The sequence below is a fragment of the Amycolatopsis sp. NPDC004772 genome (assembly GCF_053601215.1).
Window position 1 is genome coordinate 22,635 of the sequence record NZ_JBSGBK010000041.1, and the last position, 26,303, is coordinate 48,937.

The 26,303-nt window shown below is 72.4% G+C and carries 30 protein-coding genes; 12 read left to right on the forward strand and 18 right to left on the reverse strand.

Annotated features, from left to right (window positions below):
- Window positions 1–74 precede the first annotated feature (74 nt).
- Window positions 75–908: a LysR substrate-binding domain-containing protein gene (locus tag ACWEF6_RS23870; RefSeq protein WP_449684977.1), complete on the forward strand. Its 834-nt coding sequence runs from the start codon at window positions 75–77 to the stop codon at window positions 906–908.
- On the opposite strand, the gene shbA is transcribed toward ACWEF6_RS23870, so the two are convergent.
- Together shbA and ACWEF6_RS23880 are read right to left on the reverse strand one after the other, a co-directional pair.
- Window positions 905–1,501: an RNA polymerase sigma factor ShbA gene (gene shbA, locus ACWEF6_RS23875; protein ID WP_449685021.1), complete on the reverse strand. Its 597-nt coding sequence runs from the start codon at window positions 1,499–1,501 to the stop codon at window positions 905–907. The genes ACWEF6_RS23870 and shbA overlap by 4 nt on opposite strands.
- 146 nt (window positions 1,502–1,647) lie before the next feature.
- A complete protein-coding gene (locus ACWEF6_RS23880) occupies window positions 1,648–2,136 on the reverse strand; it encodes an RNA polymerase sigma factor (protein WP_449684978.1) in 489 nt (162 codons plus the stop codon).
- Between the two features lie 518 nt (window positions 2,137–2,654).
- Here ACWEF6_RS23880 and ACWEF6_RS23885 point away from each other — a divergent pair.
- Window positions 2,655–2,918: a WhiB family transcriptional regulator gene (locus ACWEF6_RS23885; RefSeq protein WP_310972536.1), complete on the forward strand. Its 264-nt coding sequence runs from the start codon at window positions 2,655–2,657 to the stop codon at window positions 2,916–2,918.
- 133 nt (window positions 2,919–3,051) lie between these two features.
- On the opposite strand, the gene ACWEF6_RS23890 is transcribed toward ACWEF6_RS23885, so the two are convergent.
- Window positions 3,052–4,056 carry an RNA polymerase subunit sigma-70 gene (locus ACWEF6_RS23890; protein WP_449684979.1) on the reverse strand — a complete coding sequence of 335 codons (1,005 nt, stop codon included), beginning with the start codon at window positions 4,054–4,056 and terminating at the stop codon, window positions 3,052–3,054.
- A gap of 39 nt (window positions 4,057–4,095) precedes the next feature.
- On the opposite strand from ACWEF6_RS23890, the gene ACWEF6_RS23895 reads away from it, so the two are divergent.
- Both ACWEF6_RS23895 and ACWEF6_RS23900 read left to right on the forward strand, forming a co-directional pair.
- Window positions 4,096–4,839 (forward strand): SDR family NAD(P)-dependent oxidoreductase, encoded by a 744-nt coding sequence (locus ACWEF6_RS23895; RefSeq protein ID WP_449684980.1) that lies wholly within the window; start codon window positions 4,096–4,098, stop codon window positions 4,837–4,839.
- Between the two features lie 210 nt (window positions 4,840–5,049).
- Window positions 5,050–6,258 carry an LCP family protein gene (locus ACWEF6_RS23900; protein WP_449684981.1) on the forward strand — a complete coding sequence of 403 codons (1,209 nt, stop codon included), beginning with the start codon at window positions 5,050–5,052 and terminating at the stop codon, window positions 6,256–6,258.
- 4 nt (window positions 6,259–6,262) lie between these two features.
- On the opposite strand, the gene ACWEF6_RS23905 is transcribed toward ACWEF6_RS23900, so the two are convergent.
- The 12 genes from ACWEF6_RS23905 to ACWEF6_RS23960 form a co-directional block, all read right to left on the reverse strand.
- The gene (locus ACWEF6_RS23905; protein WP_449684982.1) at window positions 6,263–7,459 is read right to left on the reverse strand and encodes an acyl-CoA dehydrogenase family protein; all 1,197 of its coding nucleotides are present in this window, start codon (window positions 7,457–7,459) and stop codon (window positions 6,263–6,265) included.
- Window position 7,460: 1 nt separating this feature from the next.
- The gene (locus tag ACWEF6_RS23910) at window positions 7,461–8,366 is read right to left on the reverse strand and encodes a 3-hydroxyacyl-CoA dehydrogenase NAD-binding domain-containing protein (protein WP_449684983.1); all 906 of its coding nucleotides are present in this window, start codon (window positions 8,364–8,366) and stop codon (window positions 7,461–7,463) included.
- Window positions 8,363–9,109, reverse strand: a complete 747-nt coding sequence (locus ACWEF6_RS23915) for an acetoacetate decarboxylase (RefSeq protein ID WP_449684984.1) — start codon at window positions 9,107–9,109, stop codon at window positions 8,363–8,365. The genes ACWEF6_RS23910 and ACWEF6_RS23915 overlap by 4 nt, the downstream gene beginning before the upstream one ends.
- Window positions 9,106–9,849: a crotonase/enoyl-CoA hydratase family protein gene (locus ACWEF6_RS23920; protein WP_449684985.1), complete on the reverse strand. Its 744-nt coding sequence runs from the start codon at window positions 9,847–9,849 to the stop codon at window positions 9,106–9,108. The genes ACWEF6_RS23915 and ACWEF6_RS23920 overlap by 4 nt, the downstream gene beginning before the upstream one ends.
- Before the next feature lie 14 nt (window positions 9,850–9,863).
- Window positions 9,864–11,000 carry a CaiB/BaiF CoA transferase family protein gene (locus ACWEF6_RS23925; RefSeq protein ID WP_449684986.1) on the reverse strand — a complete coding sequence of 379 codons (1,137 nt, stop codon included), beginning with the start codon at window positions 10,998–11,000 and terminating at the stop codon, window positions 9,864–9,866.
- 133 nt (window positions 11,001–11,133) lie between these two features.
- Window positions 11,134–12,039 carry a LysR family transcriptional regulator gene (locus tag ACWEF6_RS23930; RefSeq protein WP_449684987.1) on the reverse strand — a complete coding sequence of 302 codons (906 nt, stop codon included), beginning with the start codon at window positions 12,037–12,039 and terminating at the stop codon, window positions 11,134–11,136.
- Between the two features lie 261 nt (window positions 12,040–12,300).
- Window positions 12,301–13,659, reverse strand: a complete 1,359-nt coding sequence (locus ACWEF6_RS23935) for a sensor histidine kinase (RefSeq protein ID WP_449684988.1) — start codon at window positions 13,657–13,659, stop codon at window positions 12,301–12,303.
- A complete protein-coding gene (locus tag ACWEF6_RS23940; RefSeq protein WP_449684989.1) occupies window positions 13,656–14,342 on the reverse strand; it encodes a response regulator in 687 nt (228 codons plus the stop codon). The genes ACWEF6_RS23935 and ACWEF6_RS23940 overlap by 4 nt, the downstream gene beginning before the upstream one ends.
- Before the next feature lie 45 nt (window positions 14,343–14,387).
- Window positions 14,388–14,576, reverse strand: coding sequence for a hypothetical protein (locus ACWEF6_RS23945; protein WP_310972548.1), 189 nt, complete (start codon window positions 14,574–14,576; stop codon window positions 14,388–14,390).
- The gene (locus tag ACWEF6_RS23950; protein ID WP_310972549.1) at window positions 14,573–14,971 is read right to left on the reverse strand and encodes a hypothetical protein; all 399 of its coding nucleotides are present in this window, start codon (window positions 14,969–14,971) and stop codon (window positions 14,573–14,575) included. The genes ACWEF6_RS23945 and ACWEF6_RS23950 overlap by 4 nt, the downstream gene beginning before the upstream one ends.
- A 65-nt stretch (window positions 14,972–15,036) precedes the next feature.
- Window positions 15,037–16,782, reverse strand: a complete 1,746-nt coding sequence (locus ACWEF6_RS23955; protein WP_449684990.1) for a CocE/NonD family hydrolase — start codon at window positions 16,780–16,782, stop codon at window positions 15,037–15,039.
- A 12-nt stretch (window positions 16,783–16,794) separates the two neighbouring features.
- Entirely contained in the window at window positions 16,795–17,325 is a 531-nt protein-coding gene (locus tag ACWEF6_RS23960) for a TetR/AcrR family transcriptional regulator (protein WP_449684991.1), read from the reverse strand.
- 23 nt (window positions 17,326–17,348) lie between these two features.
- Here ACWEF6_RS23960 and ACWEF6_RS23965 point away from each other — a divergent pair, with 23 nt between their 5' ends.
- The 3 genes from ACWEF6_RS23965 to ACWEF6_RS23975 all read left to right on the forward strand — a co-directional run bounded on the left by ACWEF6_RS23965 (window position 17,349) and on the right by ACWEF6_RS23975 (window position 18,973).
- A complete protein-coding gene (locus ACWEF6_RS23965) occupies window positions 17,349–17,774 on the forward strand; it encodes an SRPBCC family protein (protein ID WP_449684992.1) in 426 nt (141 codons plus the stop codon).
- Window positions 17,775–17,815: 41 nt separating this feature from the next.
- A complete protein-coding gene (locus ACWEF6_RS23970; RefSeq protein WP_449684993.1) occupies window positions 17,816–18,187 on the forward strand; it encodes a winged helix-turn-helix transcriptional regulator in 372 nt (123 codons plus the stop codon).
- 78 nt (window positions 18,188–18,265) lie between these two features.
- Complete coding sequence (locus ACWEF6_RS23975) at window positions 18,266–18,973, forward strand: M50 family metallopeptidase (RefSeq protein WP_449684994.1); 708 nt, start codon at window positions 18,266–18,268, stop codon at window positions 18,971–18,973.
- On the opposite strand, the gene ACWEF6_RS23980 is transcribed toward ACWEF6_RS23975, so the two are convergent.
- Both ACWEF6_RS23980 and ACWEF6_RS23985 read right to left on the reverse strand, forming a co-directional pair.
- Entirely contained in the window at window positions 18,970–19,620 is a 651-nt protein-coding gene (locus ACWEF6_RS23980) for a response regulator (RefSeq protein ID WP_449684995.1), read from the reverse strand. The two genes, ACWEF6_RS23975 and ACWEF6_RS23980, sit on opposite strands and share 4 nt — an antisense overlap.
- A complete protein-coding gene (locus tag ACWEF6_RS23985; protein WP_449684996.1) occupies window positions 19,595–20,830 on the reverse strand; it encodes a sensor histidine kinase in 1,236 nt (411 codons plus the stop codon). Before ACWEF6_RS23985 ends, ACWEF6_RS23980 begins: the two co-directional genes overlap by 26 nt.
- 160 nt (window positions 20,831–20,990) lie before the next feature.
- On the opposite strand from ACWEF6_RS23985, the gene ACWEF6_RS23990 reads away from it, so the two are divergent.
- Window positions 20,991–21,650 carry a GOLPH3/VPS74 family protein gene (locus ACWEF6_RS23990; protein WP_449684997.1) on the forward strand — a complete coding sequence of 220 codons (660 nt, stop codon included), beginning with the start codon at window positions 20,991–20,993 and terminating at the stop codon, window positions 21,648–21,650.
- 137 nt (window positions 21,651–21,787) lie between these two features.
- Here the strand turns inward: ACWEF6_RS23990 and ACWEF6_RS23995 are convergent, their stop codons facing one another.
- Window positions 21,788–22,384: a TetR/AcrR family transcriptional regulator gene (locus tag ACWEF6_RS23995; RefSeq protein ID WP_449684998.1), complete on the reverse strand. Its 597-nt coding sequence runs from the start codon at window positions 22,382–22,384 to the stop codon at window positions 21,788–21,790.
- Between the two features lie 93 nt (window positions 22,385–22,477).
- Between ACWEF6_RS23995 and ACWEF6_RS24000 the strand changes: the two genes are divergently transcribed.
- From ACWEF6_RS24000 to ACWEF6_RS24015, 4 genes are read left to right on the forward strand one after another with little or no spacing between them, the layout of a single operon-like run.
- Window positions 22,478–22,975, forward strand: coding sequence for a PH domain-containing protein (locus tag ACWEF6_RS24000; RefSeq protein ID WP_449684999.1), 498 nt, complete (start codon window positions 22,478–22,480; stop codon window positions 22,973–22,975).
- Window positions 22,972–24,435, forward strand: coding sequence for a PH domain-containing protein (locus tag ACWEF6_RS24005; RefSeq protein ID WP_449685000.1), 1,464 nt, complete (start codon window positions 22,972–22,974; stop codon window positions 24,433–24,435). Before ACWEF6_RS24000 ends, ACWEF6_RS24005 begins: the two co-directional genes overlap by 4 nt.
- Before the next feature lie 9 nt (window positions 24,436–24,444).
- Window positions 24,445–25,218, forward strand: coding sequence for an isocitrate lyase/PEP mutase family protein (locus ACWEF6_RS24010; protein WP_449685001.1), 774 nt, complete (start codon window positions 24,445–24,447; stop codon window positions 25,216–25,218).
- Window positions 25,219–25,250: 32 nt separating this feature from the next.
- On the forward strand, window positions 25,251–26,264 hold the full coding sequence (locus ACWEF6_RS24015) for an aminotransferase class V-fold PLP-dependent enzyme (RefSeq protein WP_449685002.1): 1,014 nt from the start codon (window positions 25,251–25,253) through the stop codon (window positions 26,262–26,264).
- The last annotated feature ends 39 nt before the right edge of the window (window positions 26,265–26,303 follow it).

Sequence of the window (26,303 nt, forward strand, 5' to 3'; positions counted from 1 at the left end):
TCGGCCACCTCCCGTTCATTGTGAACCCCGATGACCGGACTGACTGTCATCGCGAATCGCGATAGGCTCACCCGGTGCTGGATCCCCGTCTGTGCCGTTCGTTCCTCGCCGTCGCCGAGACACGCAGCTTCACCGCGGCCGCGCGGCGGCTCGGCGTGGGGCAGCCGACAGTCAGCCAGCACGTGCGGCGGCTCGAGCGTGACTCCGGCGGCCTGCTGTTCGCCCGGGACACCCACACGGTGGAACTCACCGCGCGCGGGCAGGCGATGCTCGGGTTCGCGCAGACGATCGTCGACACCGAAGAGCGCGCGGAGCGGCACTTCCGCGGCGCCGAGCTGCGCGGCCGGGTGCGCTTCGGCGTCTCCGAGGACTTCGCGCTCGGCGAGCTGCCGAAGATCCTGCACCGGCTGCGCCGCAGTCACCCGCTGGTGGACGTCGAGCTGACCGTCGAGCTGTCGGACGTCCTGGCGCAGCGGCTGCGCTCCGGGCAGCTGGACCTGGTCCTGGGCAAGCGCCGCCCGGGCGCGCACCACGGCCGGCTGCTGTGGCGGGAGCCGCTGGTCTGGATCGGGTCGGCGGCCACGGTGCTGGAGCCCGGCCAGCCGGTGCCGCTGGTGCAGTACCCGATGCCGTCGATCACGCGCCAGCTGGCGGTGGAGGTCCTCGAACGCGCCGGGCTGGAATGGCGCGCGGCGTGCCAGACGTCGAGCTTGACGGGCCTGCGCGCCGCGGCGGCGGCCGGTCTGGGGGTGACCCTGCACGCGCGCAGCCTGGTGCCGGCGGACCTGACCGAGCTCGACGGGCTCCCGGAACCCGGGGACATCGAGTTCATGCTGCTGGCCCGCGAGTCCATGGAGGGCCCGGCGGCGGCGTTGGCGGAGTTCGTCCTGGAGCGCGTGCGGCGCTAAGTCTCTTCGCCGGTGAGCAATCGCCGGAGCCGGCCGAGGGCACGGTGCTGCGCAACCCGGACCGCCCCCGGCGTGGAGCCCACCGCCGCGGCCGTCTCCTCCGCCGACAGCCCGACCACCACCCGCAGCACGACGATCTCCCGCTGCTTCGCGGGCAGGATGTCCAGCAGCCGGGCCAGGCGCTCGTTCAGCTCGAACCGCAGCGCCCGCTGCTCCGGCCCGGCCACTTCGCTCACGCCGTCCGGGACCTCGGGGACCGGGTCGCTGCGGTTGCGGGCCGCGGCGCGGTGGGCGTCCGCCACCTTGTGCTGGGCGATGCCGTAGACGAACGCCAGGAACGGGCGGCCCTGGTCGTGGTAGGACGGCAGCGCCGTCAGCACCGCGAGGCAGACCTCCTGGGCGACGTCGTCCGCCGAAGCGAACGAACGCTCGTGCCGGCCGACGCGGGCGCGGCAGTAGCGCACCACCAGGGGCCGGATCGTGGCGAGCAGGCGTGCGGTCGCAGCGTCGTCGCCCGCGATCGCGGCGGCGACCGGCTCGTCGTGGCGGCGCCAGTGCGGGGGGAACGCTTCGGCGGGCTGCGCCGCGGCGATCTCCCGGACGAGCGCCCGGCTGCGCACCCGCAGCAGGGTGCCCTCGACGTCGAGCCCGGCGCGCAGCGAGTCGTGCAGGGCGGCGTTGGACTCCCGGAGCTGCTCGGTGATCGCCCGATCCCCGTACTCGGTTGCCGGCATTTCCCTCACCTTTCCCTGTCCCGCTGGTCGCCGGGCCGGGCGGCCCGGACTCGTCTGAGGCGTTCCCGCACGTGGCGGAGGGTGGACCGGACGGTCGCCGGGGCGATCCGGAGCGCGTCCGCGATCTGCGACGGCGTGAACCCGTCGAGCGACCACGCCAGGACCATCCGCTGCTTGCCCGGGAGGGCGGCGAGCAGGTCGATCAGCCCCGTGTGCTGCTCGACCAGCCCCGCGAGCTCCTCGTCGTCCCGCGGGTCACCGGCCAGGGTCCAGTCCGCCCGCGCGTCGCCCGGGGCCTCGATCAGCCGCCCGGCGACCCGGCGCACCCAGGCCCGCGGGTCTTCGGCGGTCGGCCACGCCTCCAGCGCGTGCAGCATCGCCTCGGCGGCGACGTCGCGCGCGGTCTCGACCTCGAACCCGGCCTTGCAGAGGAACGCCACGAGGGCCGGGAAGTCGGCGCGGAAGAACGCGTCGAACTCGTCGTGACCGCACACCTGACCCCACCACCCCTCGCCCTCACAAGGACAGGTGCAGTGAGTCGCCCGCTACGTGTAACGATTCGATCAAGACTCCCCGGTAGGAGTAATGGACCGCGTTGCCTCGGTGACGGGTGGTGACGAACGCTCGCGGCCGCCCTCGGCGCCCGGCGACCCCCCGAGTCCGCGAACGGCGGATTCCGGACAGCGGGCACCGCGATCGTCCATCGCCGCGTTTCGATCACGCCGGGCCGGAAACCCCTACCGGACAACGCAGAAGCGGACCGGCGGCGGCCGGCCCGGAGTCGCCGGACGGCGTGCGGAGTTCGCCGATCGGGTGACGTGATCGACATCGAGATCCCGGGAAGAAGGGCGTACTCTCATGTGTTGCAGTCTTGGTTGCCCGGAGGGTGAGCCGGGAACCGAAGCCAAAACCTCCTTGACTCAGGCGGATACGCTCGCGCGTCCGCCGAAGTTAAGTCGGTTGACGCGCCCCAACAATGGGAAGCAGTAAGAGAAGGAGGTGAACGAAGGAAATGGAAGCCACGATGACGGGCTGGGCGGAACTCGCGGCCTGCAAGGACGAGGACCCGGAACTGTTCTTCCCGATCTCCGAGGTCGGCCCCGGCGCCCGGCAGACGGCGCAGGCGAAGGCCGTGTGCGCGCGCTGCCCCGTGCGCGCCGAATGCCTCGGCTACGCGCTCGACAACGGCCTTGACCACGGCGTCTTCGGCGGCACCACCGCGGACGAACGCCGCCGGCTGGTGCGCACCGCGCCTGAGCGGCACCGAGTGGCCTGACCGCCGCCCGGTGACCTCTCCCGGCGGCCTCGAGCACCACACCGAATCCGGAAGAAATCCGATTCCGGCCGTGTGCGCGCCCGGGTGGGTGATTCCCCGTGAATCACCCACCCGGGCTTTTTACGCGCGATATCTATGCGTCGCTTTGCATCATTCCCGCCGGTCCGCGGTCGTCGCGCCACGTCTCCGGCAGGCCCCACGCCGCCGCCGTGGCCGACTCGAACGCGGCCATCGCCGTGATCGACCCGGCCTCCACGGTGAACAAGGTGACCCCGAACCACCGGTAATCGTGCTCTTCCGGGCGTTTCAGGTAGGTCGCCACCGCGGGCTGGCGGTTGGCCCGCACCGGCCGCATCCGGAACCGCCCCACGCAGTCCGGCGACGCCGGGTCCAGCGAGAACGAGAGCGCCCGGACGATCGAGGCACGGTTGCCGAACCACAGCGGGTACGGCGGCATGATCGCCTGGGCGTCTTCGTGCAGCAGCCGGGCCACCGCCGACACGTCACCGGCTTCGTACGCGGCGATGAACCGCTTCAGCAGCGCCGCTTCCTCGGCGGTCGGGTCGCCGACCGTCCACTCTGTACGCCGCGGGGGCAGTCGTTCACGCAGCGTCGCCCGGGCTCGCTGGAGCGCGCTGTTCGCCGACGCCACGCTCGTTTCCAGCGACGCCGCCGTCTCCTTCGCCGACCAGCCGAGCACGTCCCGCAGGATCAGCGCCGCCCGCTGCCGCGGCGGCAGGTACTGGACGGCGGCGAGGTAGGCCAACTCGATGGTCTCCCGGTCGACGACGGCGTCGTCCGGGCCCGCGCCGTCGAGCAGCCGGTCCGGGTACGGCTCGAGCCACGGCAGGTCGGCGGCCGCGATCGGGCCGTCCGGCTCCCCGGCCGGGCCGAGCTGATCGGGCAGCACCCGCCGCGGACGGCGGGCGAGGACGTCGAGGCAGGCGTTCGTCGCGATCCGGTAGAGCCAGGTGCGCACGCTCGCCCGGCCCTCGAATCCGTCGCGGGCCTTCCAGGCGCGCAGGAACGTCTCCTGCGTGAGGTCTTCGGCGTCGGCCAGGGAGCCGAGCATCCGGTAGCAGTGCACCTGGATTTCCCGGCGGTGCCGTTCGACGAGCGTCTCGAAGTCCTGACCCACCCGAGAACGCTAGCGCACCCCGGCTGGGAAACTGCTGCCATGAGCGGAACGGTATTGGTGCTCGGCGGACGCAGCGAAATCGGACTGGCCGTGGCGAAACGCCTGGTCAGCGGGGACGCCCGGCGGTTCGTGCTGGCCGCGCGGCCGGGTGCGGACCTGACCGCGGAGGTCGCGGCGCTGCGCGAGGCCGGCGCCGAGACGGTGGATACGGCCGAGTTCGACGCCGACGACCTCGCCGCGCACGGCCCGTTCCTCGACAAGGTGGCGGCCGGGCACGGGCCGCTCGAAACCGTCGTGCTCGCCTTCGGCATCCTGGGCGACCAAGCGCGCGCCGAACAGGACGCCACGCACGCCGCCGCGATCGTGCACACCGACTACGTCGCCCAGGTCGGCGTGCTGACCCACGCCGCGAACCTGCTGCGCGCGCAGGGGCACGGCCGGCTCGTCGTGTTCTCGTCGGTCGCCGGGGTGCGGGTGCGCCGCGCGAACTACGTCTACGGCTCGGCCAAGGCCGGTCTCGACGGCTTCGCGAGCGGACTCGCCGACGCCCTGCACGGCTCGGGCGTTCACCTGCTCCTCGTGCGGCCCGGCTTCGTGATCGGCCGGATGACCGAAGGCATGACGCCGGCGCCGTTCTCCAGCACCCCGGACCAGGTGGCCGAAGCGACCGTCGCGGCGCTGCGGCGGGGCCGCGGGGTCGTCTGGGTGCCCGGAATGCTCCGTCCGGTCTTCTTCCTGATGCGCCTTCTGCCGCGCGCGATCTGGCGCAAGTTGCCGCGGTGACGCGATAACGGGGGACCACTGTGTCCGGTGCCACAGCGCATGCGTGTGCACACTTCCTCACCGTGCGTCGCAAAACCGGCCGAGAGACCCGAATCCGCTCGGCCGATCGGGCAGCGTCACAGCATTCCGACAACTTTCTCAGCTGATTCCCAGCTAACGCGGTGATCCTCGGAGGAGGGGAAGTCACCAGAGGGAAGCAAGGGGAAAGCCGTGCTGTTGTCGTCGCGGGGGCGCCGCATCGGCGGCCGGGTCGCGCTCGGCGTCGTCTCGACGGTCGTGCTCGGCGCCACCGGCTACCTGTGGACGCAGCTGAGTTCCCTGGACTCCGGCATCGTCACCGCCGACGTCATCCCGCCGGCCGCGCAGCTCGACACCGAGGACACCCCGCCCGGCGAGCCGCTGGCGGTCGCCCAGAACATCCTGCTCGTCGGGATTGACGCCCGCACCGACGCGTACGGCAACCCGTTGCCGCAGAACGTGCTCGACGCGCTCCACGCCGGTGGCGGCGACGACGGCGGCGACACCACCGACACGATGATCGTCGTCCACATCCCGGCGGGCGGCGCCGCGGCCACCGCCATCTCGATCCCGCGCGATTCCTATGTGGACATCGCGGGCGGCTCCGGCAAGCACAAGATCAACTCGGCCTACAGCCGCGGCAAGAACGCCTCGATGTCCGGTTTGCGCGCCCAGGGGCTCTCCGGCGCACAGCTGGAGGTGGCGGCGAACGAAGCGGGCGCGAAGACGGCGATCCAGACGGTCGAGAAGTTCACCGGGCTGACCATCAACCACTACGCGGCGATCAACCTCGCGGGTTTCGACGCGCTGTCGCAGGCCGTCGGCGGCGTCGACGTCTGCCTCAAGGCGCCGGTGCACGACAGCTACTCCGGCGCGGACTTCCCGGCCGGGACGCAGACGCTGTCCGGGGCGCAGGCGCTCGCCTTCGTCCGGCAGCGCCACGGGCTGCTCAACGGCGACCTCGACCGCATCGCGCGGCAGCAGGCGTTCCTGTCCGGGATGGCGAAGAAGGTGCTCAGCGCCGGCACGTTCACCGACCCGTCGAAGCTGAGCTCGCTGGTCAGCGCGGTGCAGGGCTCGGTGGTGCTGGACCGGGGCTGGGACATCCTGAGCTTCGCGCAGCAGCTGCGGGGGATGACCTCGGGCGCGATCGCGTTCGCCACCATCCCGGTGCAGAGCCTGTCGCTGGCGACGCCGTACGACGGTGACGCGGTCAAGGTCGACCCCGCGCAGGTCCAGCAGTTCGTCCGGACGGCGATCAGCACCGCGGCGGTGCAGGCCTCGGGCGACGACACGACCGGCGGCGTGAAGCCGGTCGCCGCCACCGGGACCAAGGCCCCGGCTCCTTCGTCGGACACGAAGCAGCCGGCGACCAGTACGGCCGCCGGCTGCGTGAACTGAGGCCTCACACGAAGGCGCTCTGCCCGGTGATCGCCTTGCCGACGATCAGGGTGTTCATCTCGCGCGTGCCCTCGAAGGAGTAGATCGCCTCGGCGTCGGCGAAGAACCGCGCGACGTCGTACTCGAGCACGATCCCGTTGCCGCCGAAGATCTCCCGGCTCCAGGCGACGACCTCGCGCATCCGCGCGGTGACGAACGCCTTCGCCAGCGACGAGTGCTCGTCCTGGAAGATCCCCGCGTCCTGCAGGCGGGCCAGCTGCACCAGCATGCCCCAGGAGGCGGTGATGTTGCCGAGGCTCTTCACGAGCAGGTCCTGCACCAGCTGGAAGCGGGCGATCGGCCGGCCGAACTGCTGGCGCTCCTTGGCGTAGTCCAGCGCGAGCTCGTAGGCGCCGACCATCACGCCCAGCGCCTGCCAGGCCACGCCGCCGCGGGTGGCGCGCAGGATCTCGGCGACGTCGCGGAAGGAGTTGATGCCCTGCAGGCGGTTCTCCTCCGGCACCCGCACGTCGGTCAGGGTGATCTCGGCGTTTTCGACGATCCGGAAGGCGGTCTTGCCCTGGATCTTCTCCGCCACGAACCCCGGCGTGCCCTTCTCGACGACGAAGCCCTTGACGTTGTTGTCGTCGAGGTCCCGCGCCCACACCACGACGTAGTCGGCGAAAGTCGCGTTGCCGATCCACTTCTTGGCGCCGTTGAGGACCCAGGTGTCACCGTCCCGCTTGGCCGTGGTGCGCATGCCGCCGGCGACGTCCGAACCACCGAGCGGCTCGGTCATCGCGAACGCGCCGATCTTGTCCATCGCGGCCATCTCGGGGAGCCAGCGGTCGCGCTGCTCCTGGCTGCCGCCGGAGTGGATCGAGTACATCGCGAGTCCGTTGTGGACACCGAAGAACGTGGCCACCGAAGCGTCCGTGCGGCTCATCTCCATCGCCATCATGCCGGTGAGCAGGTGGCTGACCGCCGGCTTGTGCTCGCCGTAGCCCTCGTAGGGCAGGCCCGCGAGACCGCTCTCGCGGAACATCCCGATGAGTTCCTTCGGGAAGGTGCCGGCCTCCCAGTTCTCGTTCACCAGCGGCTTGACGTCGGTGCGCATGAAGTCGCGAGCCTGGACCAGCAGCTTGCGCTCCTCGTCGCTCAGCAGCGTCTCGTAGTTGTAGAAGTCGGCGGTCAGCTGGCCTTCGAGTGCTTCCATGGTCATTTCAGTTCTCCTCCACTGCGGTCAGGACGGCGAGCTGCTTGCGGTCGCGCGTCTCGGCGAGTTCCGAGTACGTGGAGGAGCCGTAAGCCTTTTCGACGGCTTCGATGAGCCGTTCCTGCTCTTCGGGGCTCTGGCTGGGGTTGCCCAGCCCGGCCCACATCTGCTTCATGGACTTGCCGATGTGCTCGGTCATGTGCCGGTAGCCGCCGGGGCCACCGCCGAGGTGCGAGCCGAGGAACGGCCCGACCGTGGCCCAGCGGATGCCGAGCGAATTCGTCATCACCTTGTCGAGGTCCTCGGGCGTCACGACACCCTGCTCGACGAGGTAGATCGCCTCGCGGCTGAGCGCGTTCTGCAGCCGGTTGCCGACGAACCCGGGGATCTCCTTGCGCTCCACGACCGGGGTGCGGCCGAGGAAGGTGTAGAAGTCGACGGCCTGCCGCACGGCTTCGTCGCTGGTGCGCTCGCCGGGGACGACCTCGACCAGGGGGATCAGGTGCGGCGGGTTGAACGGGTGTCCGATGAGGACCCGGCTGCCGTCGATTTCGCCGGTGAACGCCGTCGAGGGGATGGCGCTCGACGAGCTGAGCAGCAGCGCGTGCTTCGGCGCCTCTTCGACGAGCTGCTTGAAGAGGTCCTTTTTGAACTCGACGTTCTCCGGGCCGTTCTCCTGCACGACATCCGCGTCCTGCACGGCTTCGGTGACGTCGGCGGCGAGCTGCACGCGGCTCGCCAGCGCGTCGGCGGTCGTGCCGAGGTGCGGGGCGAACTGGGCCAGCGCCGTTTCGACGGCCTCGGCGAGGTCGGGGCGGGGGTCGGTGACCCGGACGGTCAGGCCGTGGTGGGCGAACAGCGCCGTCCAGGACAGGCCGATCGTGCCGGCGCCGATGACTGCGGCGTTCTTCATGCCTGGGCTCCCTTCAAGTAGTCGAAGACCGGTTTGACCGGGGCGAGCGTCAGGTCGGTGAGGATGTGGCTCGCGGAGACGACCTCGAGCACCGGCAGGTCGGCCAGCGGGGCCAGGACGTGCTGGAACAGCTGCAGCCGCGCGGGGCCGGTGTAGGCTTCCTTGACCACGACGTCGCTGATCTCGGTGCGGACCAGTTCCTGGACGCGCGGGGCGCCGTCGTACCCGGGGATGGTCTTGAGCATGAACGTCGGCACGGTGATCTGGCGTTCGGCCTCGCGGGCGTCCAGTTCGTGGTGCTTGTAGCCCATGGTCGCGGTGGCCACCCGCAGCGTCCCGTAGTCCAACGTGCCCACGAGGACGCCGTTGTCGACATAGAGGTTCGGCGAGCCGACGGTCTTCGGGTACGCGCTGACCTCGCGCCCGGACGCGGTGGCCGGGAAGTTGTCGAGGTACATCGCGTGCAGGTACTCGCCGCGCTCGCCGTCGAAGCTGACCTCGATCGCCTGGCCGGACTCGGTGTACGGGCCGTAGCCGGAGACGTCGCCCATCTTCATGACCTCGAAGCGCACCAGCGGTTCCTCGACCTGCAGCGGCTCCGGGACGACCGCGCGCAGGGCGTCGGCGTCGGTGCGGTAGACGATGTTGAGGTACTCGCGGTTCGTGAACCGCGGGACGACGGGCGCGAACGCCGGGGCGGTCAGCGGGGTCGTCACGTGCTGCCGTACTTCTTCGATCTTCATTCGCCTGTCCACTTCGGAGCGCGGCGCTCGGCGAAGGCGGTCATGCCCTCGCGGACGTCCTTGGACTGCATCAGGTTCTTGATCTCTTCGCGTTCCGCGGCCTTGGGGTCCGCGGCGCGCACGATCTTCTTGACGGCGGCGAGCGCAAGGGGCGCGTTCTCCGCCAGCTTCTCGGCCAGGCCGACGGCGACGGCGGCGGCGTCACCGGGCGCGGTCACCCGGTTGACCAGGCCGAGTTCGCCGGCGCGGCGGCCGGTGACGGGCTCGCCGGTGAGCAGGAACTCCATCGCCAGGTGGTGCGGGATCCGCTGGGGCAGCCGGACCACGCCGCCGCCCGCGGCGATCAGGCCGCGCTTGACCTCGGGCAGGCCGAACTCGGCGTCTTCGGCGGCGACGATGAGGTCACAGCCGAGGGCGAGTTCGAACCCGCCGCCCATGGCGAACCCTTCGACGGCGGCGATCAGCGGCTTGGTCAGCTCGGCTTCGGTCAGGCCGCCGAACCCGCGGCCGGGGATCTCCGGGGACTCGCCCTTGAGTGCGGCCTTGAGGTCCATGCCCGCGCTGAACGTGCCGTCGGCGCCGGTGAGGACGCCGGCCCGGAGCGTGGGGTCGCTCTCGAGGTCGTCGAGGGCGGCGGCCAGCCGGGTCGCGACGGCGGCGTTGACCGCGTTGCGGGCCTGGGGCCGGTCGATCGTGATCAGCAGGGTGCTGCCGATCCGTTCGGTGCGTACTTCACTCATGACTCTTGCTTCTTTCAGAGTTCCGCGAGGACTTCGGCGGTGTCCTGGCCGGCCAGCGGGGCCAGGCGGCGGATCGAGCCGGGCGTCGCGGAGAACTTCACCGGGATGCCGACCGTGCGGATGGTGCCCTCGCTCGGGTGCTCGACGGTGTCGAGCAGGTGGCCGTCGCGGACGTACGGGTCCTCGTGGGCCCGGTCCAGTTCCAGCACCGGCGCCATCGGGATGCTGTGCTTCGCGCAGACCTCGGCCCACTCCTCGGTGGTCAGCGCCGGGGCGCACGCGGCGATCTGCTCGGTCAACCACTCGTTGTCGGCGCGGTTGATGGCGTCGCCGTTCACGCGCGGGTCCTGGGCGAGGTCGGGGCGTTCGGCCGCGGCGAAGAAGTCGCGGAAGTTTTGCGGGTTGTAGGGGATGACGCAGGCGAGGCCGTCCTTGGTGCGGACCGCGGCGTGCCCCTTCGTCATCGACAGCGCGAACCCGGTGGGGCTTTCGGCCGGTTCGAAGGTGTGCCCGGCGAGGTGCTCGACCAGGTTGAACGCGATCAGCGTGTCGGTCATCGGGATCTCGATCTGCTGGCCCTGGCCGGTCTTGTCGCGGTGGACGAGCGCGGCGAGCACGCTGTAGGCGATGGTCAGCGACGACACCTTGTCGCCGATGATCGTCGGCAGGTAGACCGGCTCGCCCAGGGCCCGGTTGGCCACGTCGACCAGGCCGGACGAGGCCTGCACGGTCTCGTCGTAGGCGGCGTTGCCGGCCTGGGGGGAGTCGCTGCGGAAGCCCTGCGCGTGGGCGTACACCAGGCGCGGGTTGCGCTCGGCGACGTCGGCGTAGTTCAGGCCGAGGCGGCTCAGCGCGCCGGGGCGCATGTTGGTGATCAGCACGTCGGCGGTGTCGATCAGCTCGAGGGCCCGCGCGCGTTCGGTCTCGTCCTTGAGGTTGAGGGCCACGCTGCGCTTGTTGCGGTTGACGTTGAGGTTCAGCGCGGTCATGCCGGGCGTGGTGCGGTACTCGCCCACCCGCACGGTGTCCGCGGGGGACTCGATCTTGATCACGTCGGCGCCCAGGTCGCCGAGGATCTGGGCCGCGTACGGGCCCATCACCACGGTCGAGAGGTCGATCACGCGCACGCCGTCCAGTGGTCCGGTCGTCATGTGTTTCCGTCCTTTCGCGCCTTGCTGCTTCGCTCTACTTACGAACGTAGGCGCGTCCGGCGGAAAAGGGAATGATCATGATGCGAACAATGGTATGACTCTGGTGGTCATACCATTCTCGGTGGGCGCTGTTTCAGCTGGTGAGCGGTTCGGCGAAGATCTCTTTCGCGGTGTCGACGAGGTCCCGCAGGTCGCCGTCGGTGCGGTCGCGCCGCCAGAGCAGGCCGGTGTCCAGCTGGGGGCGGAAATCCGTGAAGGGCAGCACGATGACGTTGTCGAGCCGGTAGCCGTGCATCGGGGACTTGGCGTCGAGCATGGAAATGGAAAAGGCTTCACCGCTGGAGATGATTTCCGACGTCCCGCCGTAACCGGTGTTGGTCAGCCGGATGCGTTTCTTGACGCCGAGTTCGTTCAATTGGTGATCGAGCTGGTCGAAATAGGCGGGAACGATTTCGCCTGGTGAGGCGACGTACGGGAATTCGGTGAGCTCGGCCAGGCTGACGGACTCCCGGCCGGCGAACAGGTCGGCCGGGACGACGGCGCCGAGCCGTTCGGTCATCACGGGCAGCTGTTCCAGCGCGGGATCGGTGACCGGCAGCCGGGCGAGGGTGAGGGCCAGCTTGCCGTCGTGCACGCCCTGGACGAGGTCGGCGGTCGTGCCGGGCCACCGCTTGAGCTCGTATTTCTCCCGGACCCGCTCGGCGAGGGCGTTGACGCGTTCCCGCAGATCGGGGTGCACCCCGGCGGGCATCCCGAGGAAGAGCGTGCTGCGCTGCGGCCGGACGGCTTCTTCCAGCTTCCACGGAATCGCGCTCACCTGCTCGAGGACGTCCCGCGCGAGCGGCAACAACGCGGCCCCGGCCTCGGTGAGGGTGACGTGGTGCGTGCTGCGGTCGAAAAGCTGCCGCCCCAGCTCGTGCTCGAGATCCTTGATCCGCTGGCTGAGAGGCGACGCGGCCATGTGCAGCTTCCGCGCGGCCGCGGAGAAGTTCAGTTCCTCGGCGACCGCGACGAAGTAGCGCAGGTGCAGCATCTCCATCCCCCGACCCTACGGCCCACCCGTGTTGACCCTCCAATCACGCGAGTTACGCCCCCAATCACGCGAGTTCCGCCCCCAATCACGCGAGTTACGCCCTCAATCACGCGAGTTGCGCCCTCGATCACGCGAGTCCCGCGTACCGGACCGTCGAACTCGCGTACCTGGATGGACGACTCGTGTGATCCGGCGCGCATCTCGCGTGATTGGGGAGCGATCTCGCGTGATTGGGGAGCGATCTCGCGTGATTGGAGGTCGACACGGTCACGGGGCGAGGGGGAGGGTGAGGGTGAAGGCGGCGCCGCCTTCGGGGGCGGGGCCGGCGGTCATGGTTCCGCCCATGCGGGTGACCAGGGCGTGGACCAGGGCCAGGCCGATGCCGGAGCCGACCGGGCGGCGGTCGCGGTACTTCGCGTTCAGGACGCCTCGCTCGAACGCCACCGGGTAGTCCTCCGGGGCCAGGCCCGGGCCGCCGTCGCGGACCGAGAGGGACGCCGAGTTCCCGTCGGAGGTGAGCCAGAACACCATCGGGGCGCCGGCGGGGGTGACGCGCAGGGCGTTCTCGGCCAGCCCGTCGACGACCTGGCGGAGACGGCGGGCGTCCGCCAGCACCGGCACCGGAGCAGACGGCACCGAGACAACCAGCCGCACGTCCTGGGCCAGGCACCGCAGCTGCCACACCTCGGCGCAGTCACGCACCAACGACGCCAGGTCCAGCGAAGCCAGGTCCAGCCGGAACTCGTCCGCGCCCAGCCGGGCCAGCTCCAGCAGGTCCTCGACCAGCCGCGAAAGCCGCGCCGCCTCCCGCTGGATCGTCTCGCCCGCGCGCACCGCGTCGGGGCCCGAAGCGACGCCGTCCGCGATCGCCTCGGCGAAGCCCGTCACCGCCGTCAGCGGCGTCCGCAGCTCGTGCGACACCGACAGCAGGAACTCCCGCTGCCGCGCCTCGCTCACCGCCAGCGCGTCGGCCAGCGCATTGAGCGACCCGGCCACCTCCGCCACCTCACGTGGCCCCTGCACCGGCACGCGCACGTCCCGCCGGCCCGCCCGCAGCGAGCCCGCGGCCAGCGCCGCCCGGCGCAGCGGACGGCCCAGCAGCCGTCCGGAGACGAACCCCGCCACCGCTGCCACCGCCAGGCCGATGCCCAGCGCCAGCAGGATGTTGCGCACCAGCGCCCGTTGCGTCGCCTGGGCGTTGCGCGTGGGCAGGACCAGCGCGAACGCCGCCCCGCGCGACCCGACCACCCGCGTCTCGACCAGGTACTGCGACCCGGCCACGGTGACGCGCTGCGACTTGTCCGCACCCAGACCGGCCTTGACGGCGGCCTGGACCGCGACGGCGTCCCCGAGCGCCTGCCCGCCCGCCCGGCGGACCACCACCGAAATGCCCTGCCCCCGCACGACGTCGGCCACCTTGCCGACCCCCAGCCGGTTGCCGATGCCCGTTTCGTCCAGTTGTGACGCGACGACGTCGGCCTGCGCGGCCAGCGTCGACTGCAGCACGTTGTCCGCCGTCGTCCGGATCAGCCGGGACGCGACCAGCCCCGCCACGATCACCGCGACCCCGGCGACGGCCAGGCACACCAGCGTGATCCGCCCGGCCAGCGACCCCCGGAACCTCATGCCGGATCCGCCGCGTACCCGATGCCGCGGACCGTCCGGATCGGACTCGACGCGCCGAGTTTCGCCCGCAGCTGCGCCACGTGGACGTCCACCGTGCGTGTCCCCGCCGCCGCGGCGTACCCCCAGACGGCGCTCAGCAGCTGGTCGCGCGAAAGCACCTGCCCCGGGTGCCGGAGCAGGTGCGTCAGCAGGTCGAACTCCGTGGACGTCAGGACGACCTCGGTGTCCCGCGCCCAGGCGCGGCGGCTGGTGAGGTCCACCCGGGCCCCGCCGACGGCCAGCACCGAGGCGACCGGTGTCGCCCCGGAGGCCCGCCGCAGCACCGTCCGGACCCGGGCCGCCAGCTCGCGCGGGCTGAACGGCTTGGTGAGGTAGTCGTCGGCGCCGATCTCCAGGCCCAGCAGCCGGTCGAGCTCGTCGTCGCGGGCGGTGACGAACAGGACCGGCGTCCAGTCCCCGGCCGCGCGCAACGCCTTGCAGATCTCGATACCGTCCATTCCGGACAGTCCGATGTCGAGCACGATGGCCACCGGTTTGAGCCGCCGGACGGCGTCCAGCGCGCGGCCGCCGTCGGCCTCGACGTGCACGCCGAAGCCGTCCCGCTTGAGATAGAGCGCCGCCAGCTCGGCGATCGCGGCCTCGTCCTCGACCACGAGGACGAGGCCGCGTCCCGGTGACCCCATGCCTGCTCCCGTCTCCGCCGTGTTCAGAGGGGAGACGCTAGCCGGTCAGGGCGAGCCATCGCTGTTCATGTCGGATTCGATGCCGTTCAGGGTCGACTCGATCCCGCTCAGCTCGGACGACGCCGGCGCGCTCCCGGAGTCCGGGGAGCCCATCAGGTTGTCGCGGCACGCCGAGCAGCCGAGCGCGATGAGCGCGGCGGCCCCGACCGCCGCCGCGACCCTCGCGCCCCTCACTTGGCCGGCTTGCAGTGCGCGGACGCGAACGCGTCGAGCTTCTGCTTGGCCGCGTCCAGCTCACCGACGCGGCCCTGCCGCTTGGTGGCGCGCTGGTCCAGCTGGTCGGCGCGGGCGGTGTGCCCGGCGGCCCGCTGGTCGGCCGCGCGCGCCTTGAGGTTGGCGACCGAGCCCTTGACCTCGGCGCCGCCGTTGATCCGCTTCTTCAGGTTGTCGGCCCGCTTCTGCAGCTTCGGCACCCAGTCCGAGCAGACCTGCTGCGACTCCTCGGGGCTGAGCGTGATCGGTGCCACCGGCGTCGGTGTCTCGGCCGAAGCCAGCGGCGCCGCCACCAGCAGGCAGACCGCGCTCGCCCCGCCCGCCAGCGCCAGCCGCGTCCAGGTGGTTCCTCGCATCGTTTCTCCTTGTGATCGGGGGTACGAGGAGAACTCTGGCCGGGGCGTGTACGAAGGGCGTCCGCCTAGTGTTCGGGCTTTGTAAGGCCGACGGTGACCGACGTCCGCGCGAGGTCGAACGTCAGCGTGTCGCCGAAGTCCGGCAGCGCCGGGTCGAACAGCAGCCCGTCGGTGCCGCCGAGGAGCAGCCCGAGCCGGTGCCCCGCCGGGACGACGTGGTCGAGCGCGGTGAGGCCGAACGTCATCGTGTAGGGCCGCCCGGGGACCAGCGGTTCGCCGTGCCGCAGCGACGCGTGGTGCCCGAGGTCGGCCCAGCCGGCGGCGACGATCCGGTGGTCGACGCGCACGACGTCGGCGACGGTGTCGAGGAAGCACGCGCTGTCGCCGTCGGTGCTCGAGCCCCAGCACGACCGCGTGGCCAGGTTCTTCACCCCGCTGCCGTACTCAGCGGTGTCGCGCAGGCCGGCCGGCCCGTAGTCGACGAGCGCGACCCCGAGCCGGGCGGCGGTCTTGTCCGACGACGCCGTGATCGTCACCGACGGCGACCCGGCGATCCGCACCGGCACGGGCAGGGCCGGGCCGGTGAACTTCGCGGCCGACACCCCGGCCGCCCACTGCTCGCGCGTGACGGCGGGGTCGTCGACGACGCTCGCCGTGCCGGCCCCGGTCGGCCCCAGCGTCCCGCCGGCCGACGGGCGCAGCGTCGCCGGAAGCGTGGCGGGCGGCCAGCTCCGGACGTCGGTCCACCGGTCCGGCGCGGTCTCCAGGTGCACGGCGGGCTCGCGCTCGACGCCGTTGGGCCGCCCGAGCAGCCAGCGGTCGAACCAGCGGTGCAGCGTCTCGACCCAGCGCGCCCGCTGCAGGTCGAAGGGGTCGGTGTGGCCGGCCTGGCTCAGCCACGCCTTGCGCGGCACGCCGGCCCGGCCGAGCGCGTCCCAGTAGCGGGCGAACTGGTTCGGCGCGACGACCCAGTCCCCGAAGCCCTGCGCGATGAGGACGCTCGCCTGCCCGGCACGCGGGACGTAGTGCACGCTCTGCCAGTAGGCGTTGTAGTCGCCGTTGGTGCCCGCGCGGGCCTTGAGGTCCGCTTCGAACGGCTTGCACAGCTCGGCGGCGCGCTCGTTGTAGGTGAAGGACGAGCCCGTGTTCTCCGGCGTGGCCAGGGGAGCGCCGTTCGCGACGAGCTGGGCGTAGTTGTCCGCGACGCCTTCGATCGGCACGATCGTCTTCAGCCCGGCGACGCCCGAGGCGGCCATCCCGATCGCCGTGGCGCCGTCCTGCGACTTGCCGATCGCGCCGACGTTCCCGGTGGACCAATCGGCCGGCACCGGACGGCCGCCCTCCGGGGCGTCGAACGCCTTCGCCCGGCCGCCCAGCCAGTTCACGACCGCGTTGCCGGAGCCGACGTCGTCGAAGCAGCCGGACGACCGGTTCGTCCCGCCGACGTCGGCGAGCACGACGGCGTACCCGCGCGGCACGAAGTAGTTGTCCAGGAACAGCGGGAACTGCCGCGGCGTGCCGTCCGGCGCGTACGTCTTCTTCTGCAGTTCGTTGCCGCGGCCGCAGCACGCGTAGTACGGGCTGACGTCGAGGATCGCCGGGACGCGCCCGCGCGTGTCCGGCCGGATGACGTCGGCGGCGACGCGGTCGGGCTTGCCGTCGTGGTCATGGTCGGTGCCGGTCTCCACCCACACCGTCTCGCGGATCGCGTCCGCGTAGGAGTAGGCCGGCCGGCTTTCCGCGGCGGCGGCCGGGGCCGCGAGCCCCGTTGTCGTGAGCGAAGCGGCCAAGAACCCCAGGATCAGTCGCATCCAGCCAGGGGATCACGGTTTTTCGTACCGGGCCAGGAACGTTTCCATCGCGGCGTCGGCGGCTTCGCGGTCGCCGGTCGTGACGAGGTCGAGCAGCAGCCCGCGAGCCACGGCGAGCCCGAGCCGGGCGTGGGCGGGCCGGTCGGCCTCCGGGACGCCAAGCTGGGCGAGCCGGGCTTCGATCGGGCCGAGCCAGTCGTCGATCACGCCGTCGAGGAACTCCGCCGTGCCCGGGGTGCCGCCGAGGGCCTGGCCGTAGAGCTGGAAGAACAGCTTCTCGTTGGCGCGCAGGTCGTCGTCGGTGAGCCGGCGCCAGAACTCCGCCGGGTCGAGGCCGGCGAGGGCGGCGCGCTGGCGGGCCTCCACCTCCCGTGCCACCGCCGTGAGCAGGCCTTCCTTCGAGCCGAAGTGGTAGATGAGCATGCGGTGGCTGGTGCCGAGGTCCGCGGCCAGCGCCCGCAGGCTCCGGTCGGCGCCGCCGTGGTGGGCGATGTGGTCGATCGCCGCGGCGAGGAGCTTCGCCCGCGGGCTTGCGTCGATCATGTACCAGATGGTACACGTACCAAATGGTACAACGCATTTCGGTGCGCGCCCGGACGTCCGCGCCGGCCGACACCGTGTACGCCTTGCTGAGGGACGGCGCGAGCTGGCCGACGTGGTCGCCGCTGGGGTCGTTCGAGCTGGTCCGCGAGGGCGAGGGCGAGCCGGAGGGGCTCGGCGCGGTCCGGTTGTTCAAGACCAACGGCGTCAGCTCGTACGAGAAGATCGTCGCGCTGGAACCCGGCCGCCGGTTCGGCTACGCGCTGGAACACGGTTTGCCGCTGCGGGATTACGTCGCCTACGTCGACCTCGCCCCGCGTGACGGCGGCACGGACATCCACTGGCACTCGACGTTCACGCCGAAGGTCCCCGGCACCGGCTGGTTCTACCGGTGGTTCCTCGGCTCCTTCATCAAGCGGGTGGCCACGGGCTTGGCGCGCGCCACCGCCTGATCGGCGTGTTACTCTCCCGGGGAGAGCGAGGAGGCGCGCCCGTGGGTCCCGATCCGTACGACCGCAATTGCCCGACCCGCCAGCTGCTCGACCGCATCGGCGACCAGTGGACGGTCCTCATCGTCGGCGCCCTCTCGGGTGGACCGCTCCGCTTCACCGAGCTCTGCCGCCGCGTGGACGGGATCTCCCAGAAGGTGCTGACGCAGACGCTGCGCAGCCTGGTCCGCGACGGCATCCTCACCCGCACGGCGTACCCGACGATCCCGCCCAAGGTCGAATACGAGCTGACGGCACTGGGGCGCAACCTGTCGGAGCCGCTGGACATGCTGGACCGCTGGGCCCGCCGGCACATGGCTTCGGTCCAGGAAGCCCGGGACGCCTACGACGCGGAGCACACGCCCGCGTCCGCATAGTCACCGTCCAGTGGACAGCTCCTGGACAATCCGCCTCGGGACGGGTTCCGCGGCCCCGTCCGCAGGGACACTGTCGCCGTGCTCAACGAGACCGTCCCGGCACCGGGCTGGGGAGTCGTTGCCCTCACCGCGTTGTTCGCCTTCGCGGTGTCGCTGACCTCGGTCGTCACGCCGCCCAGCGGACGGCGGAGCCTGCTGCGCACCGCCAACGTCCTGGGCACCCTGTTCCACGAAGGCGGCCACGCGATGGTGAGCCTGCTGGTCGGCGGGGCCGTCTCCCGCGTCGCCATCACGAGCCCGGGAGGCGGCTACACCCGGCAGAAGCACGACTCGGCGCTCGGCGACGTGCTGGCCACCGCCGCCGGGTACGCGATGCCGCCACTGGCCGGGCTGGGGGCCGCCGTCCTGCTGCACCAGGGTCGCGTGGCGGCCGTGCTCGTGCTGACCCTCGTCGCGCTGTTGTTCATCCTGCTGTTCACCCGGGACCTGCGAACCCTCGTCGTGATCGTCGCGGTGGGGGCGGTCGTGTACTCGGCCCTGCGCTACGCCCCGGGCTGGTTGCGCATCGCCGTCGCGTACACCGAAGCCTGGCTGCTGCTGACCAGCGAGCTCGACGGCGTGCGGATCCTGGTCGTCAACCGGCAGCAGAACGGGTACAAGACCCAGAAGGACGACGCCGCCGCACTGGCCAGGCGCACCAAGATGCCGTCGCCGCTGTGGATCGGCGGGTGGTTCCTGCTCAACGGCTGGGCGATCTGGCACGCCGCACCGCTGCTGTTCCCCTAGCGGGCCACCAACCCCGCCTCGTGGGCGAGCAACCCCGCCTGGGTGCGGTTCGCGCAGTCCAGCTTCACCAGCATCCGGGATACGTAACTCTTCACCGTCGCCTCGGCCAGGTGCAGCCGGGCCGCTATGTCCGCATTGGACAGTCCGGAACCCAGGCAGGCCAGTACGTCCCGCTCCCGCTCGGTGAGTCCCGCCGTCCGGCGTCGTGCGTCTTCGCCGCGTTCGCGGCTGTCCGACGACAGCGCCACCAGGCGGCGCGCGGCCGAGGGCGAGAGCACCGTGTGGCCGTCCGCCGCCACGCGGACCAGGCCGATCAGGTCCTCCGGGGGCGTCGACTTCACCAGGAAGCCCGCCGCGCCCGCGCGCAGGGCGCGGATCACGTACGTGTCCGCGTCGAACGTCGTCAGGGCCACCACCGCCGGCGGGTCCGGCATGGCCGTGATGCGGGCGATCGCGGTCAGGCCGTCCACGCCCGGCATCCGGAGGTCCATCAGCACCACGCGCGGCCGGTGCCGGACCACGGCCTCGACGGCCTCGGCGCCGTCGGCGGCCTGGGCGACCACCTCGATGTCGTCGGCCGAGCCGAGGATCGCGCGCAGGTGCGCGCAGACCATCGGCTCGTCATCGACCACGAGCACCGGGATCACAGTGCGTGCCTTCCGCCGTCGGGACGTAGGCGGGCAGTATCGCACCGACCCGGAACCCGCCGCCGGGCCGCGGGCCCGCGTCGAAGCGCCCGCCGACCAGTTCGACGCGCTGCCGCAGGCCGGCCAGCCCCGCGCCGGACCCGCTGTCCGCCAGCGCCGGGTCGGGTGGCTGCCGCGCCGCCGTGCTGTCGACCGAGACGTCCAGGCCACCCGGGTGATAGCGCAGGGACACCGCCGCCGACGCGCCCGGCGCGTGCTTGCGCACGTTCGTCAGCGCCTCCTGCACCAGCCGGTACGCGGTGCGCGCGACGGTCGGCGACACCTGCGCCGGGTCGCCGTCCACTACCAGGTCCGTCGCCACCCCGACCGACCGGGACTCCTCGACCAGCCGCGCCGGGTCGCCGGGCTCCTCCGGGCTGAGCGTCCGCGGCCCGGTCTCGGCGCCGTTGCGCAGGACGCCGACCAGGTCGCGCAGTTCGTCCAGGGCCAGCGCGCCTTCGCGGCGGATGTCCTCGGCCGCCGCCCGCGCGGCCGGGTCGGCCGACGTCACGCCGAGCGCGCCGGCGTGCAGCACCATCAGGCTGAGCCGGTGGGTGACGACGTCGTGCATCTCGCCCGCGAGCCGCCGCCGTTCCGCGGCCCGGGCCTGCTCGGCGAGCAGGTGCTGTTCGCGCTCGGCGCGTTCCGCCCGGTCGCGCAGGGACTGGAGCAGCTGCTTGCGGGCTTCGAAGTACAGCGATGCGAGCGCCGGCAGCGCGGTGCTGAGCAGGCCGAACGGTGTCGTCGCCCAGCTCGGCGTCCACGGCCGCGCGGCGATCACGGCCAGGATGCCGGCCACCCACAGCACGGTTCGCTTGTCCAGCACCCGGGCCGCCTGGGACAGGATCACCGGGGTGATCGTCGGGACGGTCGTCAGGGCGAGCGGGTGCGGCGGCACGAGCAGGCCGGGCGCGAAGGTGTCGGCCGCGAGCATCGCGACCGCCGCCGCGATGACGAACGCGCACACCGGGCCGGGGAACCGGAACAGCAGGATCAGCGTGAGGTCGCAGGCGATCTGCAGGACCAGCCCGGCGGCCGGGCCCCACGCGCCGGTCGTCCGGTCGCCGAGGACGTAGAGCAGCGTGTTCATCCCGGCGAAGACGAGGGCCGCGAAGATCAGCCAGCAGCCGTCGGAGCGGCTCGGCCACAGCGGCCTCCGGGCGGTGGTCACGCGGTCACGGTAACCGCTGTTCCGGGCGGCCGCCCGGGCGTGCAACTTTGGTTGCGCCCGGGTCCCCCCGTTCGTCGTCGCGATCACCGCCGTCGTCCGGTTTCGCCCGCGTGGCCCGGTGCGGTGGACTGGGGTCCGACGACGAGGGAGGGGAACGGGGATGAGCGAGCTGTCCTTGCCGGCCCGGGCGTACCTGCTGGCCTGCGACACCGCCCGCGACCGGCTGCCGGACCGCGAGCGCGTGGCGCTGCTGGTGCGCGCGGCGGCGTTGACGGACCTGGTGCTGCGCGGCCGGATCACCGACGACGGCGGCCGTCCGGTGGTCTCGGACCCCGGCGGCACCGGGCACCTGGTGCTCGACGACCTGCTCGCCGAGCTCGCCGCCGACCCGCACCGGAAGTGGCGCGCCCGGGTCCGTCGCGGGGCGCGCGAGACGTTGCGGTCCCTGGAGGCCCAGCTCGACGCGGCGGGGGTGATTTCGCTGCGGACGTCCCGGATCCTGGGGTTGTTCCCGCGGCGGCGTCCGGTGGTCCGCGAGCCGGCCTCGGCGGCCGCGCTCCGCGACTCGGTGCGGGCGGCGTTGCGGAGTGACGCGCCGGTGTCCGGGGACATCGCGGCCCTGACGTCACTGGCCGCGGCGGTCGAGCTGGGCGCGGTGCTGCCGCGGGGCGAGCGCCGGCGTCACCGCGACCGGCTGGCCCGGCTGGAGGAGCAGGCCGGGGCCGCGGTCCCGGCCCTGCGCAAGGTGATCCGCGAAGTCCGGGCCGCCCGCACGGCCGCGATCTCCGCGGCTTCCGGAGGCGGAGGGGGAGGCGGCTGAGGCCGTGTCGACCCTTCGATCACGCGTGTCGACCCCGGGATCACGCGCGTCGACCTTTCCCGCACACGTCGTTCGTGCTCGAAGGGTCGACACGCGTGATTGAGGAGTCGACACGCGTGATCAGAGGGTCGACGCGGTCAGGGGGTGAAGAGGCGGTCGAGGTAGTAGTCCACTGTGGAGATCGCTTCGGCCGGGGTGCGGTGGCCCATCAGGATTTCCGAGCCCTGGGAGTCCGCGATCGCCCAGAGCAGGGCGGCCTCGGTCGCGGGGTCGGCCGACGCCGGGACGTCGCCTGCCTGCTGGGCTTCGCGGACCTGGCCGGCGAAGAAGTCCATGAGTTCCGGCATGCCTTCGCCGAAGGCCTTGGCCATCGCCGGGTCTGCGACCGCGCGGATGAAGTAGGCGACGCCGATGAGGAAGTCGGCTTCGCTGTCGGGGTCGCGCGGGAGGATCTCGACCAGGCACGCACGCAGGATCGAGCGCGGGGTCGGCGGCCCTTCGGCCAGCACCTTCGCGGTGATCCGCTCGCTGCGGAGCTTGTGCCGGTGCTCGAGGGCGTAGCGCAGCATTTCGTCCTTGGTCTTGAAGTAGTGCTGCACCGAGCCCATCGACAGGCCGGCTTCGGCGGCGACCTGGCGCAGGCTGACGCCCTCCAGGCCGGCGCGCGTGGTCAGCCGTTGCAGCGCCTCGGCGATCTGCACCCGGCGCTGCTCGTGGTCCACCTGTTTCGGCACGTCCGCTCCCGTTGTCATGCGATCGCATTGCGAAAACGCGGCCTCCGCCGTTACGATGCGGTCGCATTGTAAAACAATCCCGGGGGGTGTCCGGTGGAGACCGGAAAACTACGGCTGCGGCCACCGCGTCACGCACTCGACCGCCGCGCGATCGCCTGGTGGCGTACGCAGGGGGCGCTGACGTTCGGGCCGGTCGTGCTCGTGCTCGCGGTCCTCGGCCTGCTGATCCCGCCGGCCGCGTTCTGGCTGCTGGCGCCGGCGGCGGTGGTCGCCGTGCTGGGGGTGGCGTGGTGCGCGGTCCTGCCGCGGTGGTGGTTCGGCCTGCACCGCTGGGAGGTGACCGGCACGGCCGTGTACGTGCGCTCGGGGTTCCTGTGGCAGGAGTGGCGGGTGGCGCCGCTGTCGCGGGTGCAGACAGTGGACACGCTGCGCGGCCCGCTCCAGCAGCGCTTCGGCCTCGCGACGGTCACGGTGACGACGGCTTCGGCGCGCGGAGCGGTCCGGCTTCGCGGGCTGGACGCGCAGGTCGCGGCCGACGTGGCGGAGCGGCTGACGGAACGCACGGACGCCACGCCGGGGGACGCGACATGAGCGGCGAGCACGAAGCCGGCTGGCGTCGTCTCGACCGGCGCACCCTCGGCGTCACCGCCGTCCTCATGGCCGGCGTCGCCATCTCCGCCGGGACGCCCGTCGCCATCGGCACCCGGTCCCTCTGGCTCCTCCCGGCCGCCGCGCTCCTGGTCGGCGGGGGCGTGCTACTCGAGTACGTCCGCTGGCGCTACACCCGCTTCCGCTGCACCGCCGAACGCCTCGAAATCGAGTTCCGGTTCGCCGTCCACACCCGCAAATCCCTGCCGCGCGAGCGGATCCGCACCGCCGACCTGACCGCCGGCCCGCTGCACCGCGCGTTCGGCGTCGCGACCCTCTCCATCGGCACCGGCCGGCAGGAGCGGATCACCCTCTCGCCGCTCGCCAAAGCGGACGCCGAAGCGCTGCGCACCGAACTCCTGCACCGCGCACCGTCCACTAGAGACGGTCCACTCGCGACACTTGACCCACGCTGGATCCGTTACGCCCCGGTCTCCTTCGTCGCCCCGACGCTCGGGCTGGCCGCGTTCGGGTCCCTCTTCAAGGTCGCCGACTGGTTCGGGGCCGGCGGCGGCCTCCTCCGCTGGCTCCTCGACCTCTTCGGCGACCTTCCCCTCGCCGTCAGCATCCTGCTCCTGCTGGTTCTCGCGATGGTCGTCGGCGTGATCGGGGCGGTGGGCCTGTTCACCGAAATGTGGTGGCACTACCGGCTGGACCGCGAACCCGGCGGCACCCTGCGCGTCCGCCGCGGGCTGTTCACCACCCGGACGATCACCGTCGAGGAACGACGCCTGCGCGGGGTCGAACTGGTCGAGCCGCTCGGTGCCCGGCTGGCCGGCGCCGCCCGCGTCGACGCCATCGCCACCGGGATGGAACGGGACGACGACAAGACCGAGTCCAAGACGCTCCTGCCCGCCGCACCGAGAGCCGACGCGCACCGGGTCGCGGCGCGCGTGCTTGGCGACCGCGTCGACGCCGTCGAGCTCGTCCCGCACCCGCTCGCGGCCCGCGGACGGCGGCTGCGCTGGGCCCTGCTCACCGCGCTCACGCCGGTGCTCGTCCTGCTGCTCCTCGGCGCACTGCTCACCGACGTCCTGCTCGTGCTCGGCGTCGCCCTCGCCGTCGTCGCGCTGCCGGTGGCCGTCCTGCTCGCCTTGGACGCCTACCGCGGCCTCGGGCACGGCCTGCGCGGCCGCTACCTGGTGACGCGCGCGGGCACGGTCCGGCGCAGCACGGCCGTCCTGACCCGGGACGGCGTCATCGGCTGGACGGTCAAGCAGTCCGTGTTCCAGCGCCGCCGCGGGCTCGCGACGTTCACCGCGACCACCGCGGCGGGTTCGGGCGCCTACTCGATCCTCGACGCCGGCGCGGACGAAGGCCTGGAGTTCGCGGCGGACGCCGTGCCGGGAGTGCTGACGCCGTTCCTCGAGAGTTCGGCGCCCGCCGAAGCGTCACGGACCTAGGTTCGGGGCATGGACGAATTCCGTGCCCTGCACGTCCCCGGTGCCCCGCTGCTGCTGCCGAACGCGTGGGAGTTCGGCGTCGGTGCCTTCCTCGCCGCGCAGGGCTTCCGCGCTCTGGGCACCACCAGCCTCGGCGTCTCCGCGGCGGCGGGGGAGCCGGACGGCGCACCCTCGACGCGCGCCGCGACCGTCGCCCTCGCCACCCGCCTGACCCGGCTGGACGCGCTGGTCAGCGTCGACCTCGCCGACGGCTTCAGTGCGGACCCGGCCGCGGTCGCCGACCTCGCGGCCGAGCTGGCGGACGCGGGCGTGGCCGGCGTGAACCTAGAGGACGGCCGGGCCGACGGCTCGCTCGCCCCGGTCGACGTCCAGTGCGCCCTGGTCACCGCGGTCAAGGAGCGCGTGCCGGGCCTGTTCGTCAACGCCCGGACGGACACGCACTGGGCCGGCGACCGCTCGCTCGCCGAGGCCGAGCGGCGGGTGCGGGCGTACGCGGCGGCGGGTGCGGACGGCGTCTTCGTGCCCGGCCTCACCGAGCCGGGGGACGTCGAGCGGATCGTCGCCGTCGGCCTGCCGCTCAACCTGCTGTTCCTGCCCGGGAAAGTGACCGTGGCCGGGCTGGCCGACCTGGGCGTCGCGCGGGTCAGCCTCGGGTCGCTGCCGTACCGGGTGGCGCTGGCCGCCGCGGCCGGGACCGCGCTCGCCGTGCGGGACGGCCGTGCCCTGCCGCTGAGCCCGCCGTCCTACGCCGACGTCCTGGCGCTGCTGCCGAAATCGGGGTGAACCGACCGGCCGGATCTGCGAGCGTGAGGGGTATGCGCGCCTTCGGAACCGACTTCGCCGCCCCGTCCGGATACCTGAACACACCCAGCGTGGGCGTCCCGCCCGCGCCGGTGGCCGAGGCCGTGGCCGAATCGGTGGAACGGTGGCGGACCGGCGCCACCAGCCCCGGGGAGTTCGACCAGTACGTGGCGCGTTCGCGAGCCGGGTTCGCGCGGCTGCTCGGCGTCGAGCCGGAGCGCGTCGCGAGCGGGGCGTCGGTCTCGCAGCTCGTCGCCAACGTCGCCGCCGCGCTCCCCGCCGGAGCCCGGGTGCTCGCCGCCGAAGGCGACTTCACCAGCGTGACGTTCCCCTTCGCGGTCAACCCCGGCGTCACGGTCACCGAGGTGCCCCTGGACGTGCTGCCGGAGCGGGTCGAGGGCCACGACGTCGTCGCGGTGAGCGTGGTCCAGTCCGCCGACGGCCGGATCGTGGACCTGCCGGCGCTGCGGGCCGCGGCCGAGGCCGCCGGGGCGGCGGTGCTGCTGGACGCGACGCAGGCGGTCGGCTGGCTGCCGCTGGACGTCGCCTGGGCGGACTGGGTGGTGGGCGCCGGGTACAAGTGGCTCTGCTCGCCGCGGGGCACCGCGTGGCTCGCGGTGCGGCCGGACGCGCAGGAGCGCACCCGCGCGGTCGCGGCGAACTGGTACGCGGGGGAGGACCCGTGGGCCACCGTCTACGGCCTCCCGCTGCGCCTGGCCGGCGACGCCCGCGCGTTCGACCTCTCGCCGGTCTGGCTGGCCCAGGTCGGCTCGGCCGCGGCCCTGGAGTACTTCGCCGCCCTCGACCTCGCCCAGGTCCGGGCGCACAACGCCGGCCTCGCGGACACGCTGCTGGAGAAGCTCGGGCTGCCGCCGCGCCGGACCGCGATCGTGTCGCTGGACGCCGACCCGGCGCGGGTCGCCGAGGCGGGCATCGTGTCGAGCGTCCGCGGGGGCCGGGTGCGGGTCGGCTTCCACCTCTACAACACGCTTGACGACGTCGAACGGGTTTTACACGCGTTCGAGTGAACCGCCGGACGCCGGTGAACTACCGTATGGCCCCGTGGT